The organism is Leptospiraceae bacterium (genome assembly GCA_024233835.1).
GTDB lineage: Bacteria > Spirochaetota > Leptospiria > Leptospirales > Leptospiraceae > JACKPC01.
Window position 1 is genome coordinate 1669729 of sequence record JACKPC010000001.1, and the last position, 26602, is coordinate 1696330.

At 37.9% G+C, this 26602-nt stretch carries 31 protein-coding genes and 1 pseudogene; 21 read left to right on the forward strand and 11 right to left on the reverse strand.

The features are described 5' to 3' along the window. Window positions 1–393: 393 nt before the first annotated feature. The 5 genes from H7A25_07575 to H7A25_07595 all read right to left on the reverse strand — a co-directional run bounded on the left by H7A25_07575 (window position 394) and on the right by H7A25_07595 (window position 3720). Window positions 394–1671: a HipA domain-containing protein gene (locus H7A25_07575; GenBank protein ID MCP5499744.1), complete on the reverse strand. Its 1278-nt coding sequence runs from the start codon at window positions 1669–1671 to the stop codon at window positions 394–396. Continuing rightward, window positions 1658–1981 carry a helix-turn-helix transcriptional regulator gene (locus H7A25_07580; GenBank protein ID MCP5499745.1) on the reverse strand — a complete coding sequence of 108 codons (324 nt, stop codon included), beginning with the start codon at window positions 1979–1981 and terminating at the stop codon, window positions 1658–1660. The genes H7A25_07575 and H7A25_07580 overlap by 14 nt, the downstream gene beginning before the upstream one ends. A gap of 313 nt (window positions 1982–2294) precedes the next feature. Beyond that, a complete protein-coding gene (locus H7A25_07585; GenBank protein MCP5499746.1) occupies window positions 2295–2987 on the reverse strand; it encodes a hypothetical protein in 693 nt (230 codons plus the stop codon). A gap of 155 nt (window positions 2988–3142) precedes the next feature. Next, on the reverse strand, window positions 3143–3517 hold the full coding sequence (locus tag H7A25_07590) for a DUF4143 domain-containing protein (protein ID MCP5499747.1): 375 nt from the start codon (window positions 3515–3517) through the stop codon (window positions 3143–3145). Further along, a complete protein-coding gene (locus H7A25_07595; protein MCP5499748.1) occupies window positions 3514–3720 on the reverse strand; it encodes a hypothetical protein in 207 nt (68 codons plus the stop codon). The genes H7A25_07590 and H7A25_07595 overlap by 4 nt, the downstream gene beginning before the upstream one ends. Before the next feature lie 212 nt (window positions 3721–3932). On the opposite strand from H7A25_07595, the gene H7A25_07600 reads away from it, so the two are divergent. Next, window positions 3933–5084, forward strand: coding sequence for an ATP-binding protein (locus H7A25_07600; GenBank protein MCP5499749.1), 1152 nt, complete (start codon window positions 3933–3935; stop codon window positions 5082–5084). Window positions 5085–5133: 49 nt separating this feature from the next. Here the strand turns inward: H7A25_07600 and H7A25_07605 are convergent, their stop codons facing one another. The 3 genes from H7A25_07605 to H7A25_07615 all read right to left on the reverse strand — a co-directional run bounded on the left by H7A25_07605 (window position 5134) and on the right by H7A25_07615 (window position 7541). Continuing rightward, on the reverse strand, window positions 5134–5991 hold the full coding sequence (locus tag H7A25_07605; protein ID MCP5499750.1) for a hypothetical protein: 858 nt from the start codon (window positions 5989–5991) through the stop codon (window positions 5134–5136). 73 nt (window positions 5992–6064) lie between these two features. Continuing rightward, a complete protein-coding gene (locus H7A25_07610) occupies window positions 6065–6769 on the reverse strand; it encodes a hypothetical protein (protein MCP5499751.1) in 705 nt (234 codons plus the stop codon). Between the two features lie 202 nt (window positions 6770–6971). Beyond that, entirely contained in the window at window positions 6972–7541 is a 570-nt protein-coding gene (locus H7A25_07615) for a dihydrofolate reductase family protein (protein ID MCP5499752.1), read from the reverse strand. Between the two features lie 499 nt (window positions 7542–8040). On the opposite strand from H7A25_07615, the gene H7A25_07620 reads away from it, so the two are divergent. The 20 genes and pseudogenes from H7A25_07620 to H7A25_07715 all read left to right on the forward strand — a co-directional run bounded on the left by H7A25_07620 (window position 8041) and on the right by H7A25_07715 (window position 25222). Further along, window positions 8041–8352, forward strand: coding sequence for a hypothetical protein (locus H7A25_07620; GenBank protein MCP5499753.1), 312 nt, complete (start codon window positions 8041–8043; stop codon window positions 8350–8352). Window positions 8353–8456: 104 nt separating this feature from the next. Continuing rightward, a pseudogene (locus tag H7A25_07625) lies at window positions 8457–9576 on the forward strand (transposase). 374 nt (window positions 9577–9950) lie between these two features. Continuing rightward, window positions 9951–10172 carry a hypothetical protein gene (locus H7A25_07630; protein MCP5499754.1) on the forward strand — a complete coding sequence of 74 codons (222 nt, stop codon included), beginning with the start codon at window positions 9951–9953 and terminating at the stop codon, window positions 10170–10172. A gap of 12 nt (window positions 10173–10184) precedes the next feature. Continuing rightward, window positions 10185–10394: a hypothetical protein gene (locus H7A25_07635; protein MCP5499755.1), complete on the forward strand. Its 210-nt coding sequence runs from the start codon at window positions 10185–10187 to the stop codon at window positions 10392–10394. Between the two features lie 421 nt (window positions 10395–10815). Beyond that, window positions 10816–11583 carry a Uma2 family endonuclease gene (locus tag H7A25_07640; GenBank protein MCP5499756.1) on the forward strand — a complete coding sequence of 256 codons (768 nt, stop codon included), beginning with the start codon at window positions 10816–10818 and terminating at the stop codon, window positions 11581–11583. A 99-nt stretch (window positions 11584–11682) separates the two neighbouring features. Further along, complete coding sequence (locus H7A25_07645; protein MCP5499757.1) at window positions 11683–12441, forward strand: Uma2 family endonuclease; 759 nt, start codon at window positions 11683–11685, stop codon at window positions 12439–12441. A 152-nt stretch (window positions 12442–12593) separates the two neighbouring features. Next, a complete protein-coding gene (locus H7A25_07650) occupies window positions 12594–13202 on the forward strand; it encodes a ferritin family protein (protein ID MCP5499758.1) in 609 nt (202 codons plus the stop codon). A gap of 84 nt (window positions 13203–13286) precedes the next feature. Then, window positions 13287–14351, forward strand: a complete 1065-nt coding sequence (locus H7A25_07655) for a LytR C-terminal domain-containing protein (GenBank protein MCP5499759.1) — start codon at window positions 13287–13289, stop codon at window positions 14349–14351. Window positions 14352–14370: 19 nt separating this feature from the next. After that, window positions 14371–14733 carry a ribosome silencing factor gene (rsfS, locus tag H7A25_07660; GenBank protein MCP5499760.1) on the forward strand — a complete coding sequence of 121 codons (363 nt, stop codon included), beginning with the start codon at window positions 14371–14373 and terminating at the stop codon, window positions 14731–14733. Window position 14734: 1 nt separating this feature from the next. Next, window positions 14735–15742: a GTPase ObgE gene (obgE, locus tag H7A25_07665; GenBank protein ID MCP5499761.1), complete on the forward strand. Its 1008-nt coding sequence runs from the start codon at window positions 14735–14737 to the stop codon at window positions 15740–15742. A 29-nt stretch (window positions 15743–15771) separates the two neighbouring features. Beyond that, window positions 15772–16635 (forward strand): glutamate 5-kinase, encoded by an 864-nt coding sequence (gene proB / locus H7A25_07670; GenBank protein MCP5499762.1) that lies wholly within the window; start codon window positions 15772–15774, stop codon window positions 16633–16635. Between the two features lie 8 nt (window positions 16636–16643). After that, window positions 16644–17903 carry a glutamate-5-semialdehyde dehydrogenase gene (locus H7A25_07675; GenBank protein MCP5499763.1) on the forward strand — a complete coding sequence of 420 codons (1260 nt, stop codon included), beginning with the start codon at window positions 16644–16646 and terminating at the stop codon, window positions 17901–17903. Continuing rightward, window positions 17904–18482 (forward strand): nicotinate (nicotinamide) nucleotide adenylyltransferase, encoded by a 579-nt coding sequence (gene nadD, locus H7A25_07680; protein MCP5499764.1) that lies wholly within the window; start codon window positions 17904–17906, stop codon window positions 18480–18482. Beyond that, entirely contained in the window at window positions 18479–19087 is a 609-nt protein-coding gene (gene yqeK, locus H7A25_07685) for a bis(5'-nucleosyl)-tetraphosphatase (symmetrical) YqeK (protein MCP5499765.1), read from the forward strand. Before nadD ends, yqeK begins: the two co-directional genes overlap by 4 nt. A 44-nt stretch (window positions 19088–19131) precedes the next feature. Further along, a complete protein-coding gene (locus H7A25_07690) occupies window positions 19132–20841 on the forward strand; it encodes an AarF/ABC1/UbiB kinase family protein (GenBank protein MCP5499766.1) in 1710 nt (569 codons plus the stop codon). Between the two features lie 66 nt (window positions 20842–20907). Beyond that, window positions 20908–21492 carry a lipoprotein signal peptidase gene (locus H7A25_07695; protein MCP5499767.1) on the forward strand — a complete coding sequence of 195 codons (585 nt, stop codon included), beginning with the start codon at window positions 20908–20910 and terminating at the stop codon, window positions 21490–21492. Continuing rightward, entirely contained in the window at window positions 21482–22396 is a 915-nt protein-coding gene (locus H7A25_07700; protein ID MCP5499768.1) for an alpha/beta fold hydrolase, read from the forward strand. Before H7A25_07695 ends, H7A25_07700 begins: the two co-directional genes overlap by 11 nt. Continuing rightward, window positions 22393–22878 carry a DUF3421 domain-containing protein gene (locus H7A25_07705; protein ID MCP5499769.1) on the forward strand — a complete coding sequence of 162 codons (486 nt, stop codon included), beginning with the start codon at window positions 22393–22395 and terminating at the stop codon, window positions 22876–22878. Before H7A25_07700 ends, H7A25_07705 begins: the two co-directional genes overlap by 4 nt. 122 nt (window positions 22879–23000) lie before the next feature. Further along, window positions 23001–24092, forward strand: coding sequence for a peptidoglycan DD-metalloendopeptidase family protein (locus H7A25_07710; GenBank protein ID MCP5499770.1), 1092 nt, complete (start codon window positions 23001–23003; stop codon window positions 24090–24092). 17 nt (window positions 24093–24109) lie between these two features. Beyond that, entirely contained in the window at window positions 24110–25222 is a 1113-nt protein-coding gene (locus H7A25_07715) for an alpha/beta hydrolase (GenBank protein ID MCP5499771.1), read from the forward strand. A 54-nt stretch (window positions 25223–25276) separates the two neighbouring features. Here the strand turns inward: H7A25_07715 and H7A25_07720 are convergent, their stop codons facing one another. Genes H7A25_07720 through H7A25_07730 form a run of 3 tightly spaced genes read right to left on the reverse strand, consistent with a single transcriptional unit; the run spans window position 25277 to window position 26479 of the window. Continuing rightward, entirely contained in the window at window positions 25277–25669 is a 393-nt protein-coding gene (locus tag H7A25_07720) for a hypothetical protein (protein MCP5499772.1), read from the reverse strand. Then, a complete protein-coding gene (locus H7A25_07725; GenBank protein MCP5499773.1) occupies window positions 25650–26102 on the reverse strand; it encodes a hypothetical protein in 453 nt (150 codons plus the stop codon). Before H7A25_07725 ends, H7A25_07720 begins: the two co-directional genes overlap by 20 nt. Next, window positions 26102–26479 carry a hypothetical protein gene (locus H7A25_07730; GenBank protein ID MCP5499774.1) on the reverse strand — a complete coding sequence of 126 codons (378 nt, stop codon included), beginning with the start codon at window positions 26477–26479 and terminating at the stop codon, window positions 26102–26104. The genes H7A25_07725 and H7A25_07730 overlap by 1 nt, the downstream gene beginning before the upstream one ends. Between the last annotated feature and the right edge of the window lie 123 nt (window positions 26480–26602).

Genomic DNA, 26602 nt, shown 5'->3' on the forward strand with positions numbered 1-26602 from the left:
GCCAGGGCAAATACTGGTTCTACTACCAAAAAGGGATACACTAAGGAAACCTGCTGTAAGTCCTGCACTAATGGCGAAGCTTTTTAAAAATAGAAGTTTGAATCTGCGTTTCATTTTCCTGTCCTTGTTTGATTATTTGAGTATTACTATATATTACCTGTTTCTTATTCTTTGCCCTTTTTTCTCTTTAAGGAGTAACGCTGAATGAGATACCATCCAGATTAATATGAGTAGCAGTAGTAGTAGCTTTTAAATCAAGATACACCCCCAAACTATAAACATTCAGTTTATGAGAAAAACCATGGAGGAAGCTTTTACTCAGGCTCATTAGCAGAGGTTGAAACCTGCCGGTACTAGTATACTATGATTTTTGTATTTTTGTAAAGATTATTTTTATCCATTCGGGTTTTTAATTATTTGGGTATGCTTGCTTATTTCTTCAAAGATATATGGATTGAAAATCTGATTTGTTTCCAAAAGTATTTTATCAATTTTTTTTATTCCAGAGTTTATGCATATACTTTCCCATTCACTTTCTATTGTCTGAATCATTGCTCTGATTATCTCTATACTTTCCTCTTCTGATAGCAAATAGTTTTTAGATGAAGATAAACAATTAATTAATAGACTTCTATTATCCTGTCCGATGATTTTCATTGCCTGTCCTGCCATACTTCCACTTCTGGGTTGAGGACAAATATCATAAGCAGGTGTAAGCTTATATTTTTCTCCATCCCAAAAAGCAGCATGATTTCTGGCATGATCATCCGTATTCCCTACAAGAATATTAAAAACTAATCGTTTAAATAATTCTTTTAGAGTATTTTTAGGTGAAGAAAACTTATGGCGAATCAATAAAGCAAAATCTTCGTAGCTTGCATAACGTGCTTCCATTTCATGTAAATTTAAAAGAGTCAGGGCGGATAACATTAATTTTCTCGTCCATGATTCCCCAACCCTCTTTCTATCAAATCTTTTAACTAAAAGCACATCTTTATTTAACGAACTTTCTAATTGAACATCAGCCACATCAATACCACATTTTTTAGCCAGCTTCATTACAATATATTCAGCTCGAATTATATCATAATAATCATCACTACTCGAAAATTTAGCGATGAATTTTTGATTAGAACTATTTATAAAAACTTTAGGTCTGGCTCCACCTATACTTGTTCCATGTAGCAAAGCCAATGTTAAATCATAATTAAGTTTTTTACCCTCTTCAATATAACTAACCGCTTCTAATAAATCTTTTAGTTTTATATCATTCTGTAATCTTGCGATATAATGTTCCGAACTTTCTTGAAAGTCCAATGCACCGATTCTATCTGAGCCGGACTTTAGAAAAAAAGTAATTTCATCCAGTTCATCATATTTATCTGAAATCATACCTGAGTTATAAAGTGCATGCAGAATGACTCTCCTTCCCCAGGCATCAGGGCTTGCATCTCGAAGACAAGAGGCTATGTTATGTTTGGGAGAAAAGGTTCCTTTTATCAATGGTAGCTCTTCGGGAAATATTGCAATAGCCTTTGGGTTGGAAAGGTAAGATTGACCGTAGGTAAAATAATATTTTTCATTTACATTTTGAACAACACCTGCAACAGTAGGACTTGCTTCTTGTGGTAAGAAAATCCAGACGAAGGCTTTATCCTTAGAAGTTGTCATCAAGGTTCACATCCTTTGAATGAACTTTAGAAGGTAAAAGAGAAAGAGTTTCTTTGTTCTGTTCCAATAACCTTAGAAATTCTGTTCTGGACTCAGTAAAAAGAGAAACCTGTAAAATAACTGCTGTTTCAAAATACTTTCCTATAGCAATGGAAGGCTCTCCTTTCAGTATACCCTGTAAAGTAGAACGAGCAACACCCAGTCTTTCTGCGAGTTCCTTTTGTGAAATCTTTTGTTTTCGTCTTTCTTTTTCTAAAATTTGTGAAAAAAGAGTAAGAGCTTCATTTGCTAAAGGAGATAAGTTTTTCATAATGTGACCTATATATCAGTCATATTATAGGGTTATGTCCAAAATATCAAGCATATTTTTAATTACAGGTAGCTCCATTATCAAATGTAACCCAATTTGTGCCATTGCAGTAGCAGGGCTTACTCATCGAAGCTTGACAAGAGAGACACTCATCACACCAAGACAAAAGGACATGCCGATGATAAAAGGTTTCAAAAAGGCTTTATCTAGGAATGGTGGCTTGTTTGTCTATTTGAGTATTCCAATATATTACCTGTTTCTTATTCCTTATCGCAATCAACATTGATGCTTATGGATATCCTCTCACTTCATATCAAGGCGAGGTACTGAACTGAATTACATCTAATTCAGCGTAGATTGAGTTCGCGCTAGCCCCGATTTTTACAGTACCATCAGTCCCAATAATATCCACCCGGTGGACGGCATTGCCGGTATGGGCAATCACCGGATAAGATACTACTCCATATGGCCTATAACCGGCAGGTAAGGTCAAAATAATATCATCGGTAGCAAAATTGCTGCCTGTTTTAATGGCAAGGCCTCTCATATAGACTATATCCCCAATTTTTCGATATTGGCATTTGATCCAGCCGATGTTAGCACAAGATACCCCAGAACCTAAGGATGTTACATCTATCCAGGGTACATTCCATGATATATTACCATTCACATCCAACTTTTCCGCTGGACTACTCGTCCCAATACCCACATTACCATCGGTATAAACCGCATCTGTTGTGGTAGTTCCCTTCATCCAATTCGGGATACCTTCAATGGCAGTTTTGATAACATTGATACCGTTACCGATATTATTCAAATCGGTAGATGTCAGGGTTGAACCGGAAGTCCAGTCGGTTTTTACACTGACATTATTTACAGCGATTGCCAGAAGGGAGACACTAAGGAAACCTGCTGTAAGTCCTGCACCAATTACCAGGCTTTTAAAAAAAAGTCTTATACTAATGGCGAAGTTTTTTATAAATAGAAGTTTGAATCTGCGTTTCATGTCCTTGTCCTTGTTTGACTATTTTATTATTTTTATATAGTACCTGTTTCTTATTCATTGTCCTCCACATCCACTCTATGGGATAAGTCTCAGACCTGTTGTTACAATGATTGTGCTTTTCTGTTTTTTACTGCAAGGATATTTTTAATAGGGAACTATATCATCCACCAGGGTAAAGCGAGAATTTCCTCGGTGATTAAATATGGTTTTTCGCAGGTACAAACTATCAGTCCTTTTCCTTTTTCTTGTTCTGGAATAGATGAATAAAAAGAATGAATTCCACGTGCATCGTTTTTAGAAGGATAAGAAGTTAGCTTAACTTCAATTGGGTAAAGTTTGCCTCTAAACTCTAAAATTAAGTCTACTTCAGCTCCTGCCTGCGTTCTATAATGATACAGTCCCAGAAATAAGGACATAGTTTTTAGGTTCTTTAATATTTCCATAACAACATACGTTTCAAATAGTTTTCCCTTCATGGGATGATTCATAATGCTTTCGGGTGAGCCTATTTTTTGAAGTTCACATATTATACCTGTATCTGTAAAATATCCTTTTCTTTTCTTGCACCGGAAATATCCTGAACAGGATCAAAGGTAACCGTCTGTAAATTGCCCCTAAAAACTGTTTCTATCAGAGTAGATTTGCATACCTGTCTGGCTCCCTGCAAGCAAACCACCGGAAAATACTTAAAAAGTTTCTGTAATTTGGTTTCAATCAAGCGATTAGCATACATTTATCTTGCATTATGGCAGTTATAATAGCCATTTTGCAAGGTAAAAGAGCGAAACTGTCTTTTCAGAGGGAAATAGGAAAACAAGAACTTTTTGGTTTTTTATTTCTATGACAATACTGACTCGCAGCATAACCATTTTTTAGCAAAATTTATAGTAAAAATTAATATTATCCTTGAAATTTCGGATGCCATGTTCCTATAATTCAAGTATTATGAAAATTGAACGGATTCATGAAAAGCAAAATATTGAAAAGCTATTTAAGATATTTCCAGCCGTTAGTATATTGGGTCCGAGACAATGCGGAAAAACGACTCTTGCCAGAGATTTTGGTGCCGATCACTTCTTTGATCTGGAAAATCCTACTGATTGGCAAATCATGGAAAACCCTGAACTAAATCTTGGCATTTTGGAAGGAACCATTGCGATTGACGAAATCCAGAGAAAGCCAGATTTATTTCCCATTCTAAGACACCTGATAGATACAAAGCCCAAACAAAAATATTTACTGTTAGGAAGTGCGTCACCTCTACTTATCAAACAAACTTCAGATTCTCTAGCAGGAAGAATTGGGTATCACTCCTTAGGAGGTTTTAACCCAAAAGATTTAGCACAAGAAGATTTAAAACAATTGTGGGTTCGAGGCGGTTTTCCAAGAGCTTTTTTAGCTGATAGTGATGATAGCTCTTTTTTATGGAGGGAAAACTATATTCGAACCTTTTTAGAGAGAGACATACCTCAACTTGGCATTCAAATTCCGGCAAATACGATACGTAGGTTCTGGACAATGCTTTCTCATTACCATTCCCAAATTTTAAACTATTCAGAGTTTTCCCGTTCCTTTGGAGTTTCCGACAAGACCGTTCGCAATTATTTAGAAATACTCGAAGGAACATTTATGGTCAGGGTTCTACAACCCTGGTATGAGAACATAGGCAAAAGGTTAACAAAGAAACCAAAACTTTATTTCACCGATTCAGGAATCTACCATTACTTTTCATCTCTACAGGATTGGAATGACGTTATTTCTTCACCCCGCCTTGGTGCTTCTTACGAGGGTTATGTGGTGGAAAACATCATTCGCATTTCTGGAATACCGGAGAGAAATTTCTACTATTGGAGAACCCATGCAGGTTCAGAACTGGATTTGTTCTGGCAATACAAAGGTAAAAACTATGGAGTAGAAATCAAATACCTCGATGCTCCCAAAACCACCAAGTCCATGCACTCTGCACTAAAAGACTTAAATCTGGAAAAACTGTATGTTATCTACCCGGGAAATAAAAGCTATTTATTGGCAGAAAAAATCATTGTTCTACCCTTCCATGAAGTTAATAAAGAGTTATGGTTTGTTTCAAATGTGTAACAAGCGATTCTTTCTTAATTGATCGCTTTTTTATTTCCTTTAAATTAACTCAAAAACATAAAATAAACCAATTGATTCGACCTGTACCAGAAGTTCCACCTGATATATTAGTTTTAAAACTGTTGGTATCAATACTTTCTGAACCAACAATGTTAAACGGATTTGCTGAAGGATGGCCATTTGTTGCAAAGATCATTTGTAGTAAAGGACAATTGATATTTCTATTATGGGTTATAGTATTAAATGAATCAGGAGCAATTGTTATAACAGCACTACCAGAATATGCCAACTTTAAAGATCCGTTCACTTCAAGCTTAGCTGTTGGAGTAGTTGTTCCAATACCGACATTGCCGGTATCATGCTCCATAAATAAAACATTAGTCCAAGTTGTGTCAGCATGAAATGCAAAAATGAAATCTTCTTTCTCGGTAGTGAATTGAGAGTTGAATCCTCGGGCTGAAAAATGCCAGCCGTATTTACCATTTTCTGAAATTGGCACACCGCCTGTCGGCCGGGTAGCAAAATTCAAAGATGATTGTGACTCTATTTCAGTGTTGCTGTTTTCAATTTGTATCCCACCATGACCCTTAACATTAGCATCAATAACTAATTTGTACCCGGGACTTGCTGTCCCGATGCCCACATTGCCATCGTTAAAAACTGCGTCTGTTGTGGTAGTTCCCTTTGTCCAGTTCGGAATGCCCTCAAGTGCTGTTTTGATAGCCTGGATACCGCTACCGATGTTATTCAACTCGGTGGATGTCAGGCTGGAACCGGAAGTCCAGTCGGTTTTTACACTGACATTATTTACAGCGATTGCCAGAAGGGATACACTTAAAAATCCTGCGGTAATTCCTGAACTAATAGCGAAGCTTTTTATAAATAGAAGTTTAAATCTGCGTTTCATGTCCTTGTCCTTGTTTGTCTATTTGAGTATTACTATATATTACCTGTTTTTAATTCCTTACATGTTTTTCTATTTAAGGAGTAACACTGAACGATATACCATCCAGATTAATATGAGTAGCAGTAGTATTAGCTTTTAAATCAAGATACACCCCATTACTATAAACATTCAGTTTATGAGAAAAACCATCAGTAGTTCCATGTGCCGGAACGGAAAAAGATATTGCTTTAGGAGGTAAATATTCGGAAGGCAGGTTAATGATCATTTCATTATTAGCCAGGGCAGTGGATTTCGTTGCTAAACCCCTGAGGTAAACAATGTCTCCAATTTTTCGATACTGACAGCGTTGCCAGCCGCTATCTATAGTGCTGAAATTGCTGTAACCAGTTCCGAAGGTTGTTACATCTGTCCAGGGTACATTCCATGATATATTGCCGTTCACATCCAACTTTTGTGCTGGACTACTTGTCCCAATACCCACATTGCCACCGTTAAAAACTGCATCTGTTGTAGTAGTTCCCTTTGTCCAATTCGGGATACTTTCCAGCAAGGTTTTTATAGTATTGATACCGTTACCGATGTTATTCATCTCGGTGGCTGTCAGGCTGGAACCGGAAGTCCAGTCGGTTTTTACTGTGACGTTATTTACAGCGATTGCCAGAAGGGATACACTTAAGAATCCTGCTGTAAGTCCTGCACTGATTGCGAAGCTTTTTAAAAAAAGTCTTACACTAATGGCGAAGCTTTTTATAAACAAAAGTTTAAATCTGCGTTTCATGTCCTTGTCCTTATTTGAGTATTTTATTATTTTTCTATAGTACCTATTTCTTATTCATTGTCCTGCTGCACCGACGACTGAAAGGAGGAGAGCACAGCGTGGAGTGAGTTCAAAAAAAAATTTCGTTCTTAGAATTCAGATAGGCTTTCCTCATTAATTATATTATATATTTGATTTTTTCAGATAAATTAGAATACATATCTCATTTCTTTATCTCGTAGTGCAATAACACTATCCCACTACTATAGGTATTTGCATTTTTTAGCTCTAATTTTTGCCAATTGGTAAATTCTTGAAAAGCGGAAATACCCTTCCCAATAGCAATAGGATTAACAAAAAAATGAAACTCGTCAATTAAACCTCCCTTAACCAGAGAGGAAACAAAGGAACTACCACCATAGACTATGATATCTTTACCTTCCTGATTTTTAAGTTTGTTGACTTCCTCTTTTAGATTTCCTTTTGCGAGTTCTACATTATCCCATGGAGATTTGTCTAGTGTCTTTGTAAAAACAATTTTCTTTTGTTTGGCTTTAATTAGGGCAGCTTCATACATTGGGTCTTCTGGTTTTTTACAAGTATCAAGCCAATAGGGTATATAATCAATCGCTAATTTTCTACCTAATAGCTCTGTATCTGCTGAAGCTGCCAAATCAAGAACATAATGTTTGATTTCTTCATATGCCCAGGTTACCCATTTTTGTTCATCATTGGGTCCTGTTGAATTAAATCCATCTAAGGAAACTTGCATTTGTAGTTTAAGTTTTTTCATAATTATTCCTTAATTAATTAAAGTTTATCAATGGTTCGTTTTCGGAACGAAGTGAAGGAAACACAATCTTATACCCTCTATAATAAAAGAAAAAATCATATGTATCCAAATTTTAAAGTGTCTATCTTCACTTTACTTCAAAAAAAATTTTATATTTCATGTAAATATTTATGTAGTAAATACTCGTATGTTGCTAAAAGACCGCACTCAGCACTACGTCATGTACGCTTGGGTGTATCGGAGTTTTACCACATTTTTATATCTTACCAACACTTATTTTAAAAAGACAACAAAAAAAGGAAAAGCGAAAGTGAAAAATTACTTTACTAAACACTATGCAAAACTCCTATCTACCGCCCTCTCAGGAATTCATGATTTTAAAAGAATATATCACACAAAAAAGACAGAGTGAGGGTGATTGTTAGATACCGATTTTTAGCCTGGAGAAAAAGGAAGATTTACTTGACTTAAAATCCGCATAGTATCAAACTATCCACCTATGAACAGTGATTGTTTGGAGCTTTATCTTCCCCTTACATACAGAGTGAGCGATGATGTCTTGCAGGCAATTCAGCGATTAAACCATGACCTCATTATTGACCTGAGAAAAGAAAACGGTATCGGGATCCGGGTTACAGAGGACTTATCCGAACAAAAATATATTGAGCTAAGATTTCCCGAAGGATTCCTACCTGCCGAAAGCTTTGAGGAGCTTACAAGTAACAGAGACAGGCTGCATTTTGAACAAAAAGGGGGAGACGATTTTTATAAAAATGGGAACAATTTACAGCAATTCCCGCTTTGCTTGTAACAGGCAGATAAGGCTAAGATTTTTGGGTTTGCAGGGAATGCTTTCGTAAACTTTTTCATCAAAAATCGCTTGTACCTGTACAGGGATATAGTCTTTTTGACTATATGTCAGGCAAAAACGAGTTACACGCACGGGTAGATTTATCAGCAGATGGACTTTATCAAGCAATTCGGGAGGAATTTTCTAAAATTCCAGACCACAGGGTCAATCCTTCGATTTCTCTAACAGATGCTTTGATGTCAGCCTTTGCTATCTTTTTTCAAAAGAACGCATCACTTCTTGAGTTTGAAAGAGAAAAAGTGAAGAATAAAAATCTTCAAAGTATATACAAGATTCAAGAGATACCTTCTGACACTCAAATGAGAGAAATTGTTGATGAAGTTTCAACAGGAGCTTTCAGGAAAATATATAAAAACCTTTTTTCAAAACTTCAGCGTGGCAAGGTTCTCGAATCTTATCGTGTCCTTGATGATTATTATATTCTTTCCGGAGACGGAACCGGATTCTTCTCTTCAGAGAAAATTCATTGTGAATGCTGTCTTATAAAGAATAATAAAAGTGGAACTCTTTACCAGCATATGATGTATGGTGCCTGTATTGTGCATCCGGATAAGAAAGAAGTTATCCCTCTTATGTTTGAACCTATTACAAACGAAGATGGGAAAACAAAAAATGATTGTGAGTTAAACGCTTCTAAACGATTTATTGAAGATTTTAGAAGAGAGCATCCTCATTTAAAAACAATATTTGTAGAGGATTCTCTGTTTTCAAATGCTCCCCACATTGAATTACTGAGAGTATAAGCAAGTTGATAAGAAAGAGCATATGATTGCTTTTAGCTGGGTTACAGATATTGAAATTACAAAAGAAAATGCTTATGAATTGATGCGAATCGCGAGAGCACGATGGAAGATAGAAAATGAAACCTTCAATACTCTAAAAAATCAGGGTTATCACTTTGAACATAATTATGGACATGGCAGTAAGGATTTGTCTAATAACTTTGCAACTCTTATGATACTTGCTTTTCTTGTAGATCAGATCCAACAATCAAGCTGTGCATTATTCCGAAAAGCACTTGGGACTTTTCATGCAAAAAGATTGTTCTGGCAAAAGATAAGAAGCTTATTTGAAATATTTGAATTTTCATCTATGGAAGAGCTATTCCAGGCCATTGCTTATGGATTTAAAGCAAATATTTCTATAGGACAAAATTCATCATAGCGAGACTTTTAAAAACAGTGAAAGATTTTCTGAAGGAGCTATTCATTCATTTTTCCTTGTACTAATTTCACTATGATTTTATCTCAACTTTTACTATACATAAGTATTTTGGGTTTTTTTCCTCGAAGGAAATCCGGAAGTTATGGGTTAAAAAACAGGCTTAAAGAAGCCTTGTACTCTAAAGCGGGAATTGCTGATGCCAACACAGAGATAACACTGAGTTCCGGAAACAAGCCCCTTTATCTGCTTCTGAAGAACTAAAGTTAGTTATCAAGAAAAGTCAGGATCGACTTACTTCTAACAAACTATACAGAGAACAAAATATCACCTTAACCGATACAGACATTAATAATCTAACTAATATTATGGTGGATATGAACCAATTAAATGATATTTCTGTAAATACTAACGACATTGTTCAGCTATTTGAATTAACAAAAGATGACCTCAGTGCCTTGAAAATTGCTTCGACAATGAGCTTAAAGCAGATAAATACTTTAGCGACAACAGCTTGTGTTCTTTCTGAAAATAGAGGTGATATATGGAGTTGGTTATATAATGTTATTTATTTGATAACACACTGTGCAGGTTTATGATAGGATTACTATATGAAGATATTAAAATATACAATTCCTTTCATACTTTTGCTTCTGATGCAGTGTTATAATGGTAAGCAAGTTGATGATACTCTGAAGTATTTTTGTTCAGCTAATTTTTTGAATGCACAGACACAGAAAGAGAAAGATTTTATACTTCTTTCATGTGTAAACTATTTTTTGGACAGGCAAAGATTGAATGATTCAAAAAAAATAAAGTAAAAAGCACTGGTATTGCTAAGAGCTTGTGATTCCACTTCCAAACAAGCTCTTGGGTAGTGGGTAGAATTCTAAAATATGAAACGCTTACATTCTGCTATCGATTATGTTGCCCCTTACGACGTGATAAACTGTAAACGAGAGAGAATACTTTCTGAAAGAAGAGAGAAGCTAAAGTTGGGTAAAGAGAAGAGAAAGCAATTTTTTCAGACAAGCCCTAAAAAGAAAGGGTCTTGTCTTACTCAAATCCCGTAATGGGAGTTTTAAGAAAGTGCAGTTTTGTAAATTTGCACTGCGACTTTATGCGAAAATACTATTACTTGTTTAAATTTTTACCCACCTTATTTCGGGACTAAAAAAGTCCGGTTTTGAAAGATGAAAAAGCTTGACTTAAAATCCGCATAGTATCAAAATTTGTTCTGTTATGGAAACAGAGTGTGTTGAACTGCAAATTCCCCGGCAGTATAGGCTTACAGATGAAGTAATCAAAATCCTGCAAATTCTAAACCATGACTTAATCATAGATTTTGTAAAAGAAAATGGTGTGATTATAAAGCCAAAAACCCCGGAATTTGCAGGCCAGAAATACATCGATCTGAAGTTTCCTGAGGACTTTTTTCATCCGGAAAACTTCGATGAACTTTATGAAGCCAATGAGCACCGGTTTCGGTTTGAACGGGTAGGGGAGACGATACGAATAAAAATGGGTTTTGGAAGTATAATTGGTTTAATCACAGCAGCGATTGTTAGCTCCCTTTACATCTGGGCAAAAAAGACAAAGTCAGGAAGAGTGCGTTCAGATCAATCCGAATTTGAGTTTTATAATGAAGAAACAGAAAGCCTTGAAAAAAGAATTCCCGATGTTTCTTATATTAGTTTTGAAAAGGTAAATGAAAAGGAACAAAAATCATGGGGCACAGGAAAGATTAAAGTTGCACCTACTCTGAGTATTGAAATAGTTTCTTCCAAATATGGCCTGAAGCCCGCTCTCTGGAAAATGCAACATGTATGGATGCAGTTCGGAACTGATATTGGAGTTGTAGTCTGTCCCTTTTCGAAAAAGCTGTACATTTTTGAGAAAGGTAAATCGAACCATATAGAACAAAGCATTTATCACAAGTTTACCCATACCCTCCTTCCCGACTATGAAGGTGATTTCAGCGAATATGTAGATGAAATAAGTGAATCCTGAGACTTGTATCTTAGGGATTAGGATGTGCTCAGGTTAAAGCCGGTTTTGAAAGATGAAAAAGCTTGACTATAAATTCGCATAGTATCAAACTATCCACCTATGAACAGTGATTGTTTGGAGCTTTATCTTCCCCTTACATGCAGAGTGAGCGATGATGTCTTGCAGGCAATTCAACGATTAAACCATGACCTCATTATTGACCTGAGAAAAGAAAACGGTATCGGGATCCGGGTTACAGATGATTTATCCGAACAAAAATATATTGAGCTAAGATTTCCCGAAGGATTCATTCCTGCCGAAAACTTTGAGGAGCTTACAAGTAACAGAGATAAGCTGTACTTTGAACAAAAAGGGGAGACGATTTTTATAAAAATGGGAACGATTTATACAATTGGTTTAATTACTATGGCAATCGGAGCCTCCCTGTACATGTGGGCCAAAAAAAATAAAACCGGTAGAGTTTTACCCGAAAATTCTACCTATCAGTTGAGCGATTCTAAAACCGGTAAAACCGAAATCAGGATGGCAGATATTTCCTATATCAGTTATGGGAAAGCTTCCGAGTCGGAGCAAAAAAAATGGGGGAAAAATTGTCCCATCGCTCCTACACTCAGCATTGAAATAGTTTCTTCCAAATATGGCCTGAAGCCCGCTCTCTGGAAAATGCAATATGTATGGATGCAGTTCGGAACTGATATTGGAGTTGTAGTCTGTCCCTTTTCGAAAAAGCTGTACATTTTTGAGAAAGGTAAATCGAACCATATAGAACAAAGCATTTATCACAAGTTTACCCATACCCTCCTTCCCGACTATGAAGGTGATTTCAGCGAATATGTAGATGAAATAAGTGAATCCTGAGACTTCTGTCCCGGAGAAATTTGAAAGCTCTTTAGTTTTCACCGAGAATTGTTGGCAATGTCCTGTTTTGAGTTCTTTTCTTTCCTGAAAACTTATGAAAATATCTTGTATAGAAAACTTATATTAGATAAGCTGTTCGTTCAGGGGGCTTTATGACAGATTTAAAAAATACGAAATTGCTCGATGCTATTGCTGCTTCTATTCAGTATGAGAAAGATAAGTTTGATTTCTATCTCAGGGCCGTTGAAAAAACGACAGACTCCGCACTCAAGAAATTCTTCACAGAACTGGCTGAGGATGTAGAAGAGCATATAAAAGTGATTCAGGATTTTTATAAGAAAATCCAGGGAATTGGTGAGTTTCCAAATCTTAAGGAATTAAACCCGATTCACAAATTTCATACATCCACTATCGCAAAAGTAATGAAGCGTCTGGATAAGATAACCGCTTCTGATATTAGTAGCGACGAATTAGAGCTGGTTGAAAAAACGCTTAAAGCGGAAGACGATGGAAGAGTTTTTTATACCAAGACAAAGGCAAAGTTTAAAGATCCGAACTTAAAACTTCTCTTTCAAAAATTGGCCAATTTTTCTGATGAAAACCGAACCCTGATTGAATCTCATTATACATTTCTGAAGGAAGGTAAGGGTTCTGAAGAATATTACTGGGAAGATGATTCCCTGATGAAGGAAGCATCCAAAGGAAAACAGGTTTTCAAAAAAACTGCCAAGAAAAAAGTAGCCAAAAAGAAAAGGAGTTAAAAACCCATTAAGACAGGAAAATTATTATACGCTGTTTCAATTGTAATCGGTTTACTGCTTCTAAGCCTCATTACTTTCTATTTATTGAAAGATAAGGGAAAGAAGTTTGCAGAAAATCCAACAGAAGAAGAGGCCTTTACTCTTCTCTGGAATGGATATGATGGTAAGAAGCTGGAATACAGCTTTTTGGTAGTTTTTTATCCCAAAAAAAATAAATCTATTCTGTATTTTGTAAATCCGATTACAGCCTTTCCGGGTAAAACAGAAATCCTGGAAAATACTTCCGGAAAGGAAATCTTTGCTTATTCAGCCAGCGAGTTAGAAAAGATTACTTCACATAAAATTTCATATTATATCAATCTTTCTTCGGAAAACCTGATTAAGCTTATTGATCTTTTGGGAGGTTTACCCTTTTATCTGGATCCAAATGTTCACCGTATACCGGGGAAGTATGCCAGAAAAGAAGGAGATTTTTTACTATTCGGAGAAGAAGCGGTCGACCTATTTTTCTTGCCGGCGAAACCTGAACCTATCAACTATATACAGAGACTAAATTTACAGCAGAGTATCCTTCTAAGTCTTCTGGATAAGCTTTCTTTTTTAGGAGGAGAATTACACCAGGAGCTAATTCAATACCTGTATTTTCTGGCCGAAACGAATCTTCCTCGTGAAAAGTTTGAATGGTTTATTAAAAAAATTTCCGGAGGAAAAGTTTTTTATACGGTCTTTGAAGCTTCCGGAGAGTTAAAAACTTCACAAAATGGAAGAACTTATCTCTCTTTAATGACCGATCAATCGAGAGTGGGTTTTCATGAAATGGAGTCCTTACTCTTTAAAGATGAGGAAAGTCTCGGAGAAAATGCAAGGGTAGAAATACTAAATGGAACAGAAGTGAACGGACTGGCAAAGAAGACAAAAGATTTATTGAATGCCCACTCAATTAAAGTTTTATCAACTGAAAATGCATGGAAATCCGGGATAAAACGGTCTATTATTTTAGATCGTTCGGGAAAAGCGGGTTATTCAAGAAGACTTGCAGAAATACTCGGGATCAAAAAAATTAAACATCTCATTAGAAAAGAGTCCGGTCTGGATGTTACCATACTCTTAGGAGAAGATATTGAAAGCAAAACTGGAAAAGTTAAGTAAGGAAAATTCCGGCAATAAAATTCAGGCCGATATAAACCTGGTATTAAAGGATATCGTAGATATTCTAAACAATAAAAAATGTGAAGATATTTCCATTCTGGATCTGGAGTCGGTGAATTCTTATTTATCTCTATTTGTGATTTGTACGGTGAAAACCGGAACTCAAGGAAAAGCTGTATCCAAGGACCTTCTTCGTTCCCTGAAGAAATATAAACTAACAAGGGGAACAGCGGGGAAGACGGATAATACCGGTGATTCCGGCTGGATCTTGATAGATTTCGGGGAAGTCTTTGTGCATATTATGACCAAAGAAATCAGGGAATACTATAATCTTGACAAGTTATGGGGTGATGCAAAACATATCCCCTTACCTGTTAATTAGAATGCCCAAGTTTGTTGACGAAGTTAGAATTATTGTTCGTTCCGGTCATGGAGGCCCCGGTTCTGTATCTTTTCGGAAAGAGAAGTATGTAGAATTCGGTGGCCCGGATGGAGGAGACGGAGGAAAGGGTGGAGATGTGCACTTCATTTCCGAACAGGCCCTTCAGACTCTGGATAAATACTTGCCCTTAAAAGCCTATTCTGCCGGAGACGGGATTCAGGGCCATGGCCGTAACCAGAGTGGTTCAGGAGGAGACGACCTTACTTTAAAAGTTCCGGTAGGAACCCAGGTTTTCGATGCGGAAACCGGAGAACTTCTTTTTGATTTTTTAGAACATGCACAGACCTTTACCGTAGCCAGAGGTGGTCGGGGAGGTAAAGGGAATGCTTTTTTTAAAAGCTCTACCCATCAGGTTCCCCGTTTTTCACAGCCCGGAGAAGAAGGAGAAGAAAAGGAAATCCTTCTCTCTTTAAAACTATTGGCTGATCTGGGAATTGTAGGCCTTCCAAATTCCGGTAAATCTACCCTTCTCAGTAAAATTACGGATGCTCACCCCAAGATTGCAGGTTATGCCTTTACAACCCTGATTCCCAATTTAGGGGTGGTTAGGAGGCACGGTGACAGCTTTCGTTATACAGTAGCGGATATTCCCGGGATTATCGAAGGAGCCAGTCAGGGACACGGTCTCGGGCTTTCCTTTCTGCGTCATATTGAACGAGTTCGGGGAATTCTTTATGTTTTTGACGCCAGTTCGGTTGATATTGCTGCAGATTTTGAAATTCTCAAACATGAGTTGGAAGCCTATAATCCCATACTTTTAGAACTGCCTTCTCTCGTGGTCTTTAATAAAATCGATGTCTGGGATGATGAGGACTATACAGAAGAACTGATGAGAAAGTATGCTTCTATCAGCGAGAATATCATTCCCATTTCCGCATTAAAGGAAATTAATCTTGATCTTCTGCTGGATAAGATTGACAGCAAAATCTTTTCCTTAGAGGAAGAATAAAACCCAAGCTGAGTTGATAAATCTTTATTATGAATAGAGAACACTTTTCCGGGCTTATACAAAAAGCCAGACGAATTGTAATTAAAATAGGTTCGGCTCGAATAGCTGCGAGTCTTGAAGAAACAAACGATTTCTTGTTTAGTTTATGCAGCGATGTGAGACAACTTCGGGATCAGGGAAAGCAGATTACCCTGGTGTCAAGCGGTGCGATTGCGCAGGGGAAACGGGTATTGGAAAAATACGAAAATCCTGATCTTATGAGCCTGAAAGAACCCGGTCTAAAGGAAAAGCAGGCTCTTGCGGCTATCGGTCAGAGTCGTTTGATGAAATTATACGAAAGCTTTTTCTCCAAGGTGAATATCAACATCGCCCAGATCCTGTTCGGAGAACCCCAGGTCTTAGAGCCCCATAGTTTAGAGAATTTACACAATACTTTTGAGCAGCTTTTAAGCTGGAATATATTGCCCATTGTAAATGAAAATGACTCCATTGCTACCGACGAAATAAAAGTTGGAGATAACGACCTGTTATCAGCCATGGTCAGTCTTGTCATATCTGCCGATCTTCTGATTATTCTAACAGGAGTGGATGGTTTTTTAAAGGAAGGAGAACTCATTTCTTTTTTGGAAGGGGTGGAGGAAAAGGAGCTTTCTTTTGCTCACGGGCCGGAGGGGCCGGGAACCGGAGGAATGCACACAAAGCTAAAAGCAGGAGGAATACTGGCAAAATACGGGATTCCAACGGCCATTATTAATGGAAAAGAAAAAAACGCAGTCTACAGACTCATGACCGAAAACCGTCTGGGTACTTTGATTGTTCCGAAGACGGAAAAGGCAAACCCTCAGGGAGAAGATACAATTCAGTTTTTACGCAGGGAATTTAAGAAGAAGTAGGAAATACGATGGAAATAAACTCGGAAGATTTACTTTATATCGAAGACATCAGCAAAAGGGCGAAAAAAGCTTCTCGCTTTTTAAGAAGTCTGAAAACCGGGGATAAAAACCGTTTTTTAAGAAGTCTCGCCCGGTCTATCAGGGAAAATCAAAGCTTTCTAATTCAGGAAAACCAGAAGGATCTGGAAGATGGGAAAAAGAAAGCTCTATCATCCAGTCTTTTAGATAGGCTTTTATTGAATGAAAGTCGTATAGAAGCCCTGGCGAAATCTGTCGAGGATATTGCAAATCTGCCCGATCCGGTGGGAGAAGTTGTGCGGGGGACCCAGCTTCCTAACGGTCTGGAGCTTATCACAAAACAGGTTCCGATAGGAGTTGTTCTGGTAATTTATGAATCCAGACCCAATGTGACAATTGATGTAGGAGCTCTCTGCTTTAAATCCGGCAATGTGGGAATCCTGAGAGGTGGAAGCGAGGCCATCCATTCCAATCGGGCCTTAGCTGAAATTTTTCGGAAAAGCCTCGACGACTTAGGCCTGGAAAAAGATTCTCTTATTCTAATCGAGAGAACTGACCGTTCCCTGGTGATTCCCCTTTTAAAGCAGGTTCAGTTTATAGATCTGGTTGTGCCGAGAGGTGGAGAGGGCCTGATTCGTTTTGTGAGCCAGAACTCGGAAATTCCGGTAGTAAAACATGATAAAGGTGTTTGTAATCTCTTTGTCGATAGCTCGGCAATTCCCGAACGAACGATAGAAGTCGTTATAAATTCAAAAGTTCAAAGACCCGGTGTCTGTAATGCCCTCGAAAACCTGATTATTCATAAAGATTATCCCCGTACAAAGGAGCTTCTTTCGGCTTTACAGGCAAAAGGAGTAGAATTATATGTGGATGAGCCCCTGAGAAATCTTTTACCGGGTTTGAAAGAAGCCGATGAGGAAGCATATAAAACCGAGTACCTTGACCTTAAGCTGTCGGTAAAAACGGTTTCTTCTCTAATGGAAGCCATTGATTTTATTGAAACCTATTCTTCCGGTCATACAGAAGCGATTTTATCAGAGAGTTATGAGAATATAGAGGAATTTACTTCTTCTATAGACTCGGCGGCGGTTTTCGTAAACTGTTCTACTCGTTTTCACGATGGAGGTGAGTTTGGACTCGGAGCAGAGGTGGGTATTTCTACCGGAAAGCTTCATGTTCGCGGGCCTATGGGGCTTATGCATCTGACAACGACCAAGACCGTACTGAAGGGAAGAGGGCAGGTTCGGTAGATGATAGGTCTGTTCGGAGGGAGTTTCGACCCTCCGCACCTCGGTCATCTGGGTATCATTCGGAGTTTCTGGAAGCAGTTCCCGGAAGCCAAAACTTTATACCTGGTACCGAACCGTCTTTCCCCGTTTAAAGAAAAGAAAAATGTAGAAAAAAAAGACCTTCTTCGTATGCTGGAAATACTGGTGAAAGAAGAACAGGAAGATATCCGAATTTCCAATCTTGAGTTAGAAAGAGAAACCGAAAAAAGTTACACCATCGATACCCTAAAAAGGTTTGAAAAGGAGCTTCCCGGAGAAGAACTTCAATTTCTTCTGGGTTCGGATAGTCTCGAACGTTTTATGGACTGGAAAGACTCGGATGAAATTCTTCGTTTAGCCGGGCTTCTGGTATTTCAAAGACCGGGTTTTTCTGCCGGGATTCCGGATGGTATGGACGAAAAAAAGGTTTTGTTTTTGCGTAATGAGCCTTTGCCTTATAGTTCTTCTGCCATACGGAAAGAGCTTGGAAGTGGAGGAAGGCCGGAAGGTTTAAGTGAAGGGGTCTATTCTTATATCAAACAAAGAGAACTTTATATATGAAAAAAGCCGTTTATAATACAGAATTTTTTAAGAACGAAATTCAGAAAGAAGTAAGTCATTCGCGTTATGAGCACTGCCTGAAGGTAGCCAGCCTGGCTGAAAAACTGGCTCTTTCTCATGCTTATCCCCATGCGGAAAAAGCTTATCTTTGCGGAATCGTACACGATATTACCAAGCAGAAGTCTCGTGATTTTCACATAGAGCTATTTGAAAGAAATAATCTGAACTATCGTTCAGAAGAAATTCCACTACCGGCTTTTCATGCTTTTAGTGGAGCTCTTTATTTGCGTGAAAAGTATGGATTGGATGATAGAGAGATTCTTTCAGCTGTAAAAAGCCATACCCTCGGAGATAGAAAGATGGGTCTTCTGGAAAAGATTGTATATGTCTCTGATTTTTTGGGTTCCCATTTTGCCATGTCGCACCCTCGGTACGAAGATTGGGTCAATGAAACCTGTCGAGATTTAAACTACGGAACCTACTTGAAAGCCATGCATGTAATGGAAGAATTGATCGAAAAAAGACAGTGTATACACCCACACACTCTTGAAGTATACAACCTGTCCTTGAAGTATTTAAAGACGGATTTGGACACCCACAAATAATTACTTGCTATTTTATTTGATTTCCCAGAACTTACATAAACATCGTGACAGGCACTCAATCAAATCACAAAAGAAAAAGTAACGAGGCTCGAGCTTTTTCTTATCGGGATAAGAACTTTTTCTCCCGCTTCTTGCTTGTCTATTTCTTTTATATCAAACATATTTTCTTGCTTATCTGGCATTTTAAAGTTGCCCGTCGAATTTATAGTAAGGAAGTGTATTCTTTACGAGAAGAAAAACTGTATACCCTTCTGGGGGAGAGACTAAAAGATTTATTTATAAAACTCGGGGGAGTTTATATCAAGCTGGGACAGTTTTTGTCGAACCTGATTCATATTCTTCCCGAAGTTTTTACCTCCCGCTTACAGGATTTGCAGGACAGACTACCCGCCCATTCTTTTGAAGAAATCGAAGAACGTTTTAAGAAAGAGTTCCAGGTTTCTATTGAAACGGCTTTTCCTCAGATTGAAAAAATACCTCTAGCTTCTGCCTCTATGGCTCAGGTTCATATAGCCTGGATTAATGAACAAAAGGTCGCGGTTAAAATCCTGTATCCGGACATTGAAAAAGTGGTGGAGAAGGATTTAAAAACCATTCTCTTCATTATGAAGCGATTAAACCGCCTCATTTTTCATTTTGATTACAGGCGTCTTCATCGGGAAGTCGAGGAATCTATTTCCAGGGAAATGGATCTTTCTCTGGAAGCAGAGGCCATTTTAAAGATGACCCGTCTTTTTCAGAACGAAAAGGATATTATTTTTCCGGAAGTTTATCATAAGTATATCAGTAAGGGAGTGCTTGTAACTCGTTTTGTTGAAGGAGTGAAAATTTCCGATACCCTGAGTGCCCGTTACAAGAATTCTAAGCGTTCCAAACCCCTCGCACTTTTATTACGGGCTTATATTTTAATGATATTCAAGCACCGTTTTTTTCATGCAGATCCACACCCCGGAAACCTGATTTATACTCCGGAGGGGAAGCTCTGTTTTATTGATTTTGGCTCGGTCGGGCAAATACCTGAGTCCATGCAACAGGGACTGCGTAAGCTTCTTGTATCGGCTGTTCGGCAGGATTATTACGGGGTAATAGACTCCATGGAAGACATGGGCTTTTTTTCTACAGAAGCCAATAAAGAGCAACTGGAGCAAATTGCCAAATATGCTATTGAGAGCTTAAACAAGTTTACTACAGACACCGAGTATTTTCGGAATATTTCTCTTGAGCAGATGAAGCCGGGAGAGATGAGGGAGTTTTTAAAAGGAATCAATACAAGTCTCGGACAGCTTTTGAAAATTGCCCGTATTCCACCGAACTATATTCTTTTAGAAAGAGTATTTGCCATGCTGGTCGGTCATGCAGCCTGGCTGGATCCATATAGAACGGTTTTTGATTACGCAAAACAACCTTTTTTCTCTCTGGTGGGTGGAGATGAGTCCCGTCTGGCAGAGATTGCAAGAGAAGAGGGGATGGATATAGCGGCAGATGCCCTTTCTTTACCTTCCGATTTACACCATGCTTTAGTGAAGTTGAATCGGGGAAGGATTACCTTCCGAAATTCTGATATTGAAAAGCAGACCAGGGTGATAGAAATTCTGGTTCATCAGCTTATCTATACGGCCCTATTTTTAGGACTTCTGCACTTTGGAAACTTTTTCTTTGAGAAAAAAGAATTCTTTAGTTCTTATATTTTTTATTTTATTTCCGGTTTCTTTGGTTTGAAACTTATACTCTCCCTATTTAAAAACCGAAAATGACATTTTTCGATTATCGATAGAAGTAAAAGATAGACGAAATGATATAAACTGTAAAAAGAGGATCTAATGCCAGTTTTTAAAAAGAGTTTTTGGGAGGTCTTCCGTCCTTCCTACCTGATCTTTATTGCGATTGGGGTTTTTATCGACCTTTTAAGCAAATATTTAATCGTTCAAAACTTTAAACTTCACGATGGTCTGGATGTCTTCGGTGGAGTTTTTCGTATAACTCTGACATTTAACACCGGTTATGTTTTTGGTCTATTTCAGGATAATCTCCTTCCCTCGATTATTACTACAGGTATTGCCATTATAATCCTGTTTATATACAGACTGGCATTCCACGATCAGGGAAATGCCTGGGGATGGAACCTCGTGCTGGTAGGGGCATTCGGTAATTTTATTGATAAGTTTTTCGTGAAAATGCCACCGGGAAGAGGAATTAAATTTGGCATTACTACGAATCTGGCCAAGGGAGAATATGCCGGAGTCGTGGACTTTTTAGATTTTGATTGGCCCGATTTTTTATATTTTGAAAGATGGCCGGCCTTTAATTTTGCGGACTCCTGTATTTCCGTAGGATTGGTTATTTTAATTATTTCTATGCATCTTGAAGAAAGAAGAAAGGCTAAGGAAGGAATACATGAAAATTAATTATATAAATTCCAATGATGTAAAACTTCTGGTGAAAACCAGTGTACCGGAGAATTTGGAAGAGAAGCCGGAAACCCTCCTTTTTTTGCACGGTTACCCGGATAATCACAAAACCTGGTCTCATCAAATTGAATCCTTTAAAGACAATTACCGGATCATTGTTTTTGATATTCGGGGTTGCGGAGGTTCAACTCCTCCTCCCAGTCGTAAAGGATACCATATCGACCACCTTATGCAGGATGTGGATAATGTGTTGAATGTTTTCTTAGAAAAAGATGAGAAAGTGCATTTAGTGGGTCATGACTGGGGAGCTATTATCTTTTGGTCTTATATTTCTATTCCTTCTTATGCTAAACGTGTGGCTTCTTTCACCGCTATTTGTGGACCGCATCCTACCCTGGCTCTAAAAAATCTTTATGATAATATAAAGAGCTTTGATCCCTTTAATTTATTTGCTACTATTGATCAATTAGCCAAGTCCTGGTATGTTGCTTTTTTACAAATTCCCCGGATTCCCGAATTTCTTCTTTATTCTTCTCCGGAGATGATGTGGAATATCCTGTTTTCTCAAAGCGGTCTTCCCGAATCAGATGATATTCGTCATTTCAGCCGGGAAGAAATCCTTTCTACTTCTGTAGGGCCGATAAACCTGTACCGTGAATTAATACAGGGAGGGCTTCCACCCTTACCCGAAGAACCTATTGCTGTACCGATAACCGTGATAGGGGCAGAAAAGGATTTAGCGATTACTAAATTAGCCTATGAAAATATAGATAAAATTGCCAGGCAGGTAGATATTCGTTATATTGATGCTAACCACTGGATTCACAGGGAGAAATCTGCAGATGTTAATAAGTTAATTTCTATTTTCTTAAAGAGGATTGCTCTACGTAAAAATACATGAAAAGAAGTTTAGTATTTTTGTTTTTTCTCCTCACTCTATCTCTTGAGGCAGGTTTTATTGGCTGGGTAAAATATACCGGAAAAGTTCCGCATCGGGCTAAATGGGTGGGTCTGGAAGAAAGGTTTCCGGATGGTAGTAAAAAAGAAGTTTATATCTGTCGGGCCGAGTACAAAGATATTCTTCATCCCGGAAGGATGAGAGACGGAAAGTGTATTATTTCGGTAGATGGAAAGGAGATCCTCTTTTCCGAATTTGAACTTTTTTTTCATGGTAGTGAAGTGAGTTTAAAAGCTTTTAAAGGGAATACACCAAAAAATGCTATAACTGCCGGAGGAAGTATCGGAAATCTCTTTTTTCTTTGTGTCTTGAAACACAATGGAAGCTGGTTACCCGGTAAGTTATACGAAAATGAATGTAAAATCGGTTATGGTGGAACCGAGCTTTCTTTCAAGGAAAAGTTTTATGTGCTTGTTAAAAAGTAAAATTTCTCAGATGAGATAAAGCATTTTTTATAGGGAGATTATCTGAAATTTATTCTTGAAATAAATTAACTTTCTTTTACTATGAACCTGTTCTACTATCTTAATTTTATAATTGAAAGCGAATGATTTTTTTAAAACCCAGAAAATTGACTCATGGTCATGAGATTCTTCGAACCTCTAATGCTACCCTTATTTATTTGGGTTCTGCCAGCTTTCATTTTTCCTATAAGTTAAAAAGCCGTCTTTTTTTTGGTTCTCTGGATTTTAAAAAGCGGCGTTTCCAATTGATTCCTCTTTTCTTATCAGCTTTTTCTATTACTGCTTTTTTGGGCTTTGGACCCATTCATACTTCAGCCGGTTTAAAGCCGGATCCGATTCTTTCTAATACGGAAGCCGTAGAAAATGATATACGGGATATGGAAGCAAAAAATGCGGATGATATCTACCTGCGGGAAACAGAAGAGCAAAAGCGTGCTATTTTGAATGCCTCTGAAGATGACAATGAGTTCATGAAAAAGACCCATTATACCATTAAAACAGGGGAAAACCTTAACAGTGTCCTGAAGAAATTTAACCTGAAAGCAGAAGAGCTGGAAGTAAAAAAAGGAAGAAAATATAATTTAAAACCCGGTGACGTTGTGCTTTTACCGGGAAGAAACGGACTTATTCATACCATGAAAAAGGGAGAAAGTCTGGCACGACTGATAGATCAGTACGGTCTTTCGGTAAGAGATGTTCTTATTGAGAATAAGCTGGGAAGTGCAGATATTTTTGAACCGGGGGATAAAGTGTTTCTTCCGGGAGCAGTTGCTCCTGTACCGGAACCTACCTGGTATTTACCGGTATCTTCAAGGGTGATAACTTCCGATTATGCTTACAGAACCTATCCTCGTTCTCACTTTCATGATGCTTTAGATTTAAAGGCCAATTATGAATCTGTGAAAGCAGCCCGTTCCGGTAAAATTATTTATAGTGGCTGGATGGGTGGTTACGGAAATGTAATTATTATACAGCATACCGATAATTTTAAAACTCTATATGCCCATAATTCTAAGCTTTATGTGAAGCGGGGAGACAAAATACAGGGGGGAAGAGTAATTTCTCGTTCCGGCTGTACCGGTTATTGTTTTGGAGCCCACTTACACTTTGAGGTCATAAAAAACGGGAAAACCGTTGACCCCAAGAAATACTTGAAAGGTCTTAGATATAAATAAGATCTTTTGGAGTGTGTATGAAAAAAATCCTATCTGTGTCCTTTTTTGTAACGACACTTATCGTGCAGAGCTGTTGTACGACGAATACAAATATAATTCCGAAAAAGGCAGATGCAAACGCAGTTAAAGAATATCTGAATGAAAGAATAAACCAACCTTTTGATAGAACCCAGACCCTTCCGGTTGTTTTTGCAACGAATCGGCGTATTGTATCCGGAACCTCGGTTCCAAAGTGTTCCAATAGTTACTTTTCCCCCAATTTTAATGAAGGTACGAGCTACGGGGTTTGTGATATCAGCGTTCCTATGAAACATGAAATTGGAACCCTTGATTCCAATCAGGATGGAGATTCTAACCAGTATTTTAAGTTTACTGATTTTACTCCCATCACCTCCACTCAGTGGATAGAAAAAGTAAAAAACAGTAAACATGACGAAGTCATATTATTTGTTCATGGATTTAATGTTTTATTTGAGGAAGCTGTTTTAAGAGCTGCTCAGATGAAATATGACCTGAAGTTTCCCGGAGAAATCGTCCTGTATACCTGGCCTGCGGGACCTACGGGAGGTATCTTTGAGAAGTTGAATATTAATGGAACCTACAAAGCGAATCAACAAAATGCAAAGGGTACTATTCCGATGGTAAAACAAATTCTTAGAGATATTAGTTCTACAGGAAAGAAAGTGCATGTGATCGTGCATTCTATGGGACACCAGATTGTCCTTCCTGCTATTTCGGAATTATCTAAAGAGAAGCCCGATTCTTTTATAGAAGAATTAATATTGAATGCTCCTGATTTTCCTACAACTGAATTTCATTCTATCAAAGGAAACCTGAAGAAAGCGTCCAAGCGAATTACGGTTTATTGTTCACCCGGCGATAAGGCCCTTGTAGCTTCCAGGCAGGTGAATGAGAATGAAAGAATTGGTTCCTGTGAAAAAATTTCCGGTGTAGATATGATTAATGTGAACGAGGTAGATGATTCTTTGATAGGCTTAAATCATGGTTATTATTCTTCTCGCCAGATTTTGACTGATCTGTATCAACTTTTACTCGGAGTAGATGCACAGAGAAGGCTCTTTATTCGTAATTCTCCTTCATCCAAAGAAGATTATATATTAAGAAAATAGAATATTTCCTATACAGCGGGCTTTTTGCCTGCTGTTCATTAATATCAGTATAGACTATTTTTGTTCAAAGGGTCTTGTATCTGAGGACATAGGGTAAATCCAGCGAGTAGTATAAGATAGAACAAAAATCAGAGGAGTGGCTAAAGTTTTTGGAACGGCAATTGTTCTTTCTAACATAATATTTCTTCCATTTCCTCGAAGAAAAAAATAATCCGCTGCATCGATTCCGGCATCGGGAATAATTTCTATACTGTGAATGCTCTGATCAATGACTCCGCAAACGGCAAAAGCACCCAGATGAATTGGCCAGATGACAAGGTTTACAGTTAATGAATCCGGTATTGCATTTTCGGCATAGGCTTTTGTAAATCTCGGATTATGCCAGTAGCCACATTGGCTTAGAATTGAACAGAAGAAGATAAGTAAACTAATTTTGAATGTCTTCATCGGTCTTTTCCTTTATCGGGCCTAAGAGTTTTCCGTTCATATCTCTTTCCCATTGTTTTCCCCATTCCGGCCAGTATTCGCTATCTCCCACGAAGACTGTACTCAGCATCCAATAGCTAACAGAGAAAACAGGGAGAAGAGCAATTCGAATTGGCAGTGTACCCATGTTGGTATAATAACCAAAGTCGTGAAACAGGTAATCTTCGGAACGTCTATATGTTTTAGGTAAATGAACAGCCGGAGCGATGAGGAAGTTATCTATGCTTAAAGTAAGCACACAGGCCGGGATATAAACCGGGGTCATAAGCCACTGTCCGGTACGATGATTGGGAGTGATTTTTCTGTCCAACCAGTTGGTACTGGATAAATGGTTTACATTAGTAAGTGCGCAGGATTGAAAAAGAAATAGAAGACTTATTATTAGTTTACGCATTAGATTGTACCACAGGAATAAGGGATGGGAATGGAGGTTCTAAAAACTTCAGAACCTGCAAAGGTAGCCAGCATGGTAACGATTCTCATCGGAAATACAATAAGTTCTAAAATATAAGTATTCGGAACTTCTTTAAAAGCCCAGAGAGAGTCATCTATTGCACAGGGCAGACTGAAAAAAGGGTGTAGAACCAGTCCGTCGATCATAAAAGCAGTAAAGCCAATTGGAATACTGATAGGAGAAAGAGCTATCTTTGCAGTGGTCGTTTTGGGAGTAAAACCTGCATCAAGTCCCTGTAGAATAACCCGGTTCTTTTGATCCAGCACCGCACAGGAATGGATGAGCAGTAATAAGAGTATTAGAAATCCTTGCTTCACAGGATACATATAAAGTTTAAAAGAAATTTGAAAAGACTTTTTTATTCTGATATGTTTTTGCTTGGGGAAATAAACAAGAAAAGATATTCTTCGTATTTCCCCTTGAAAGAATTCTGCCTGATT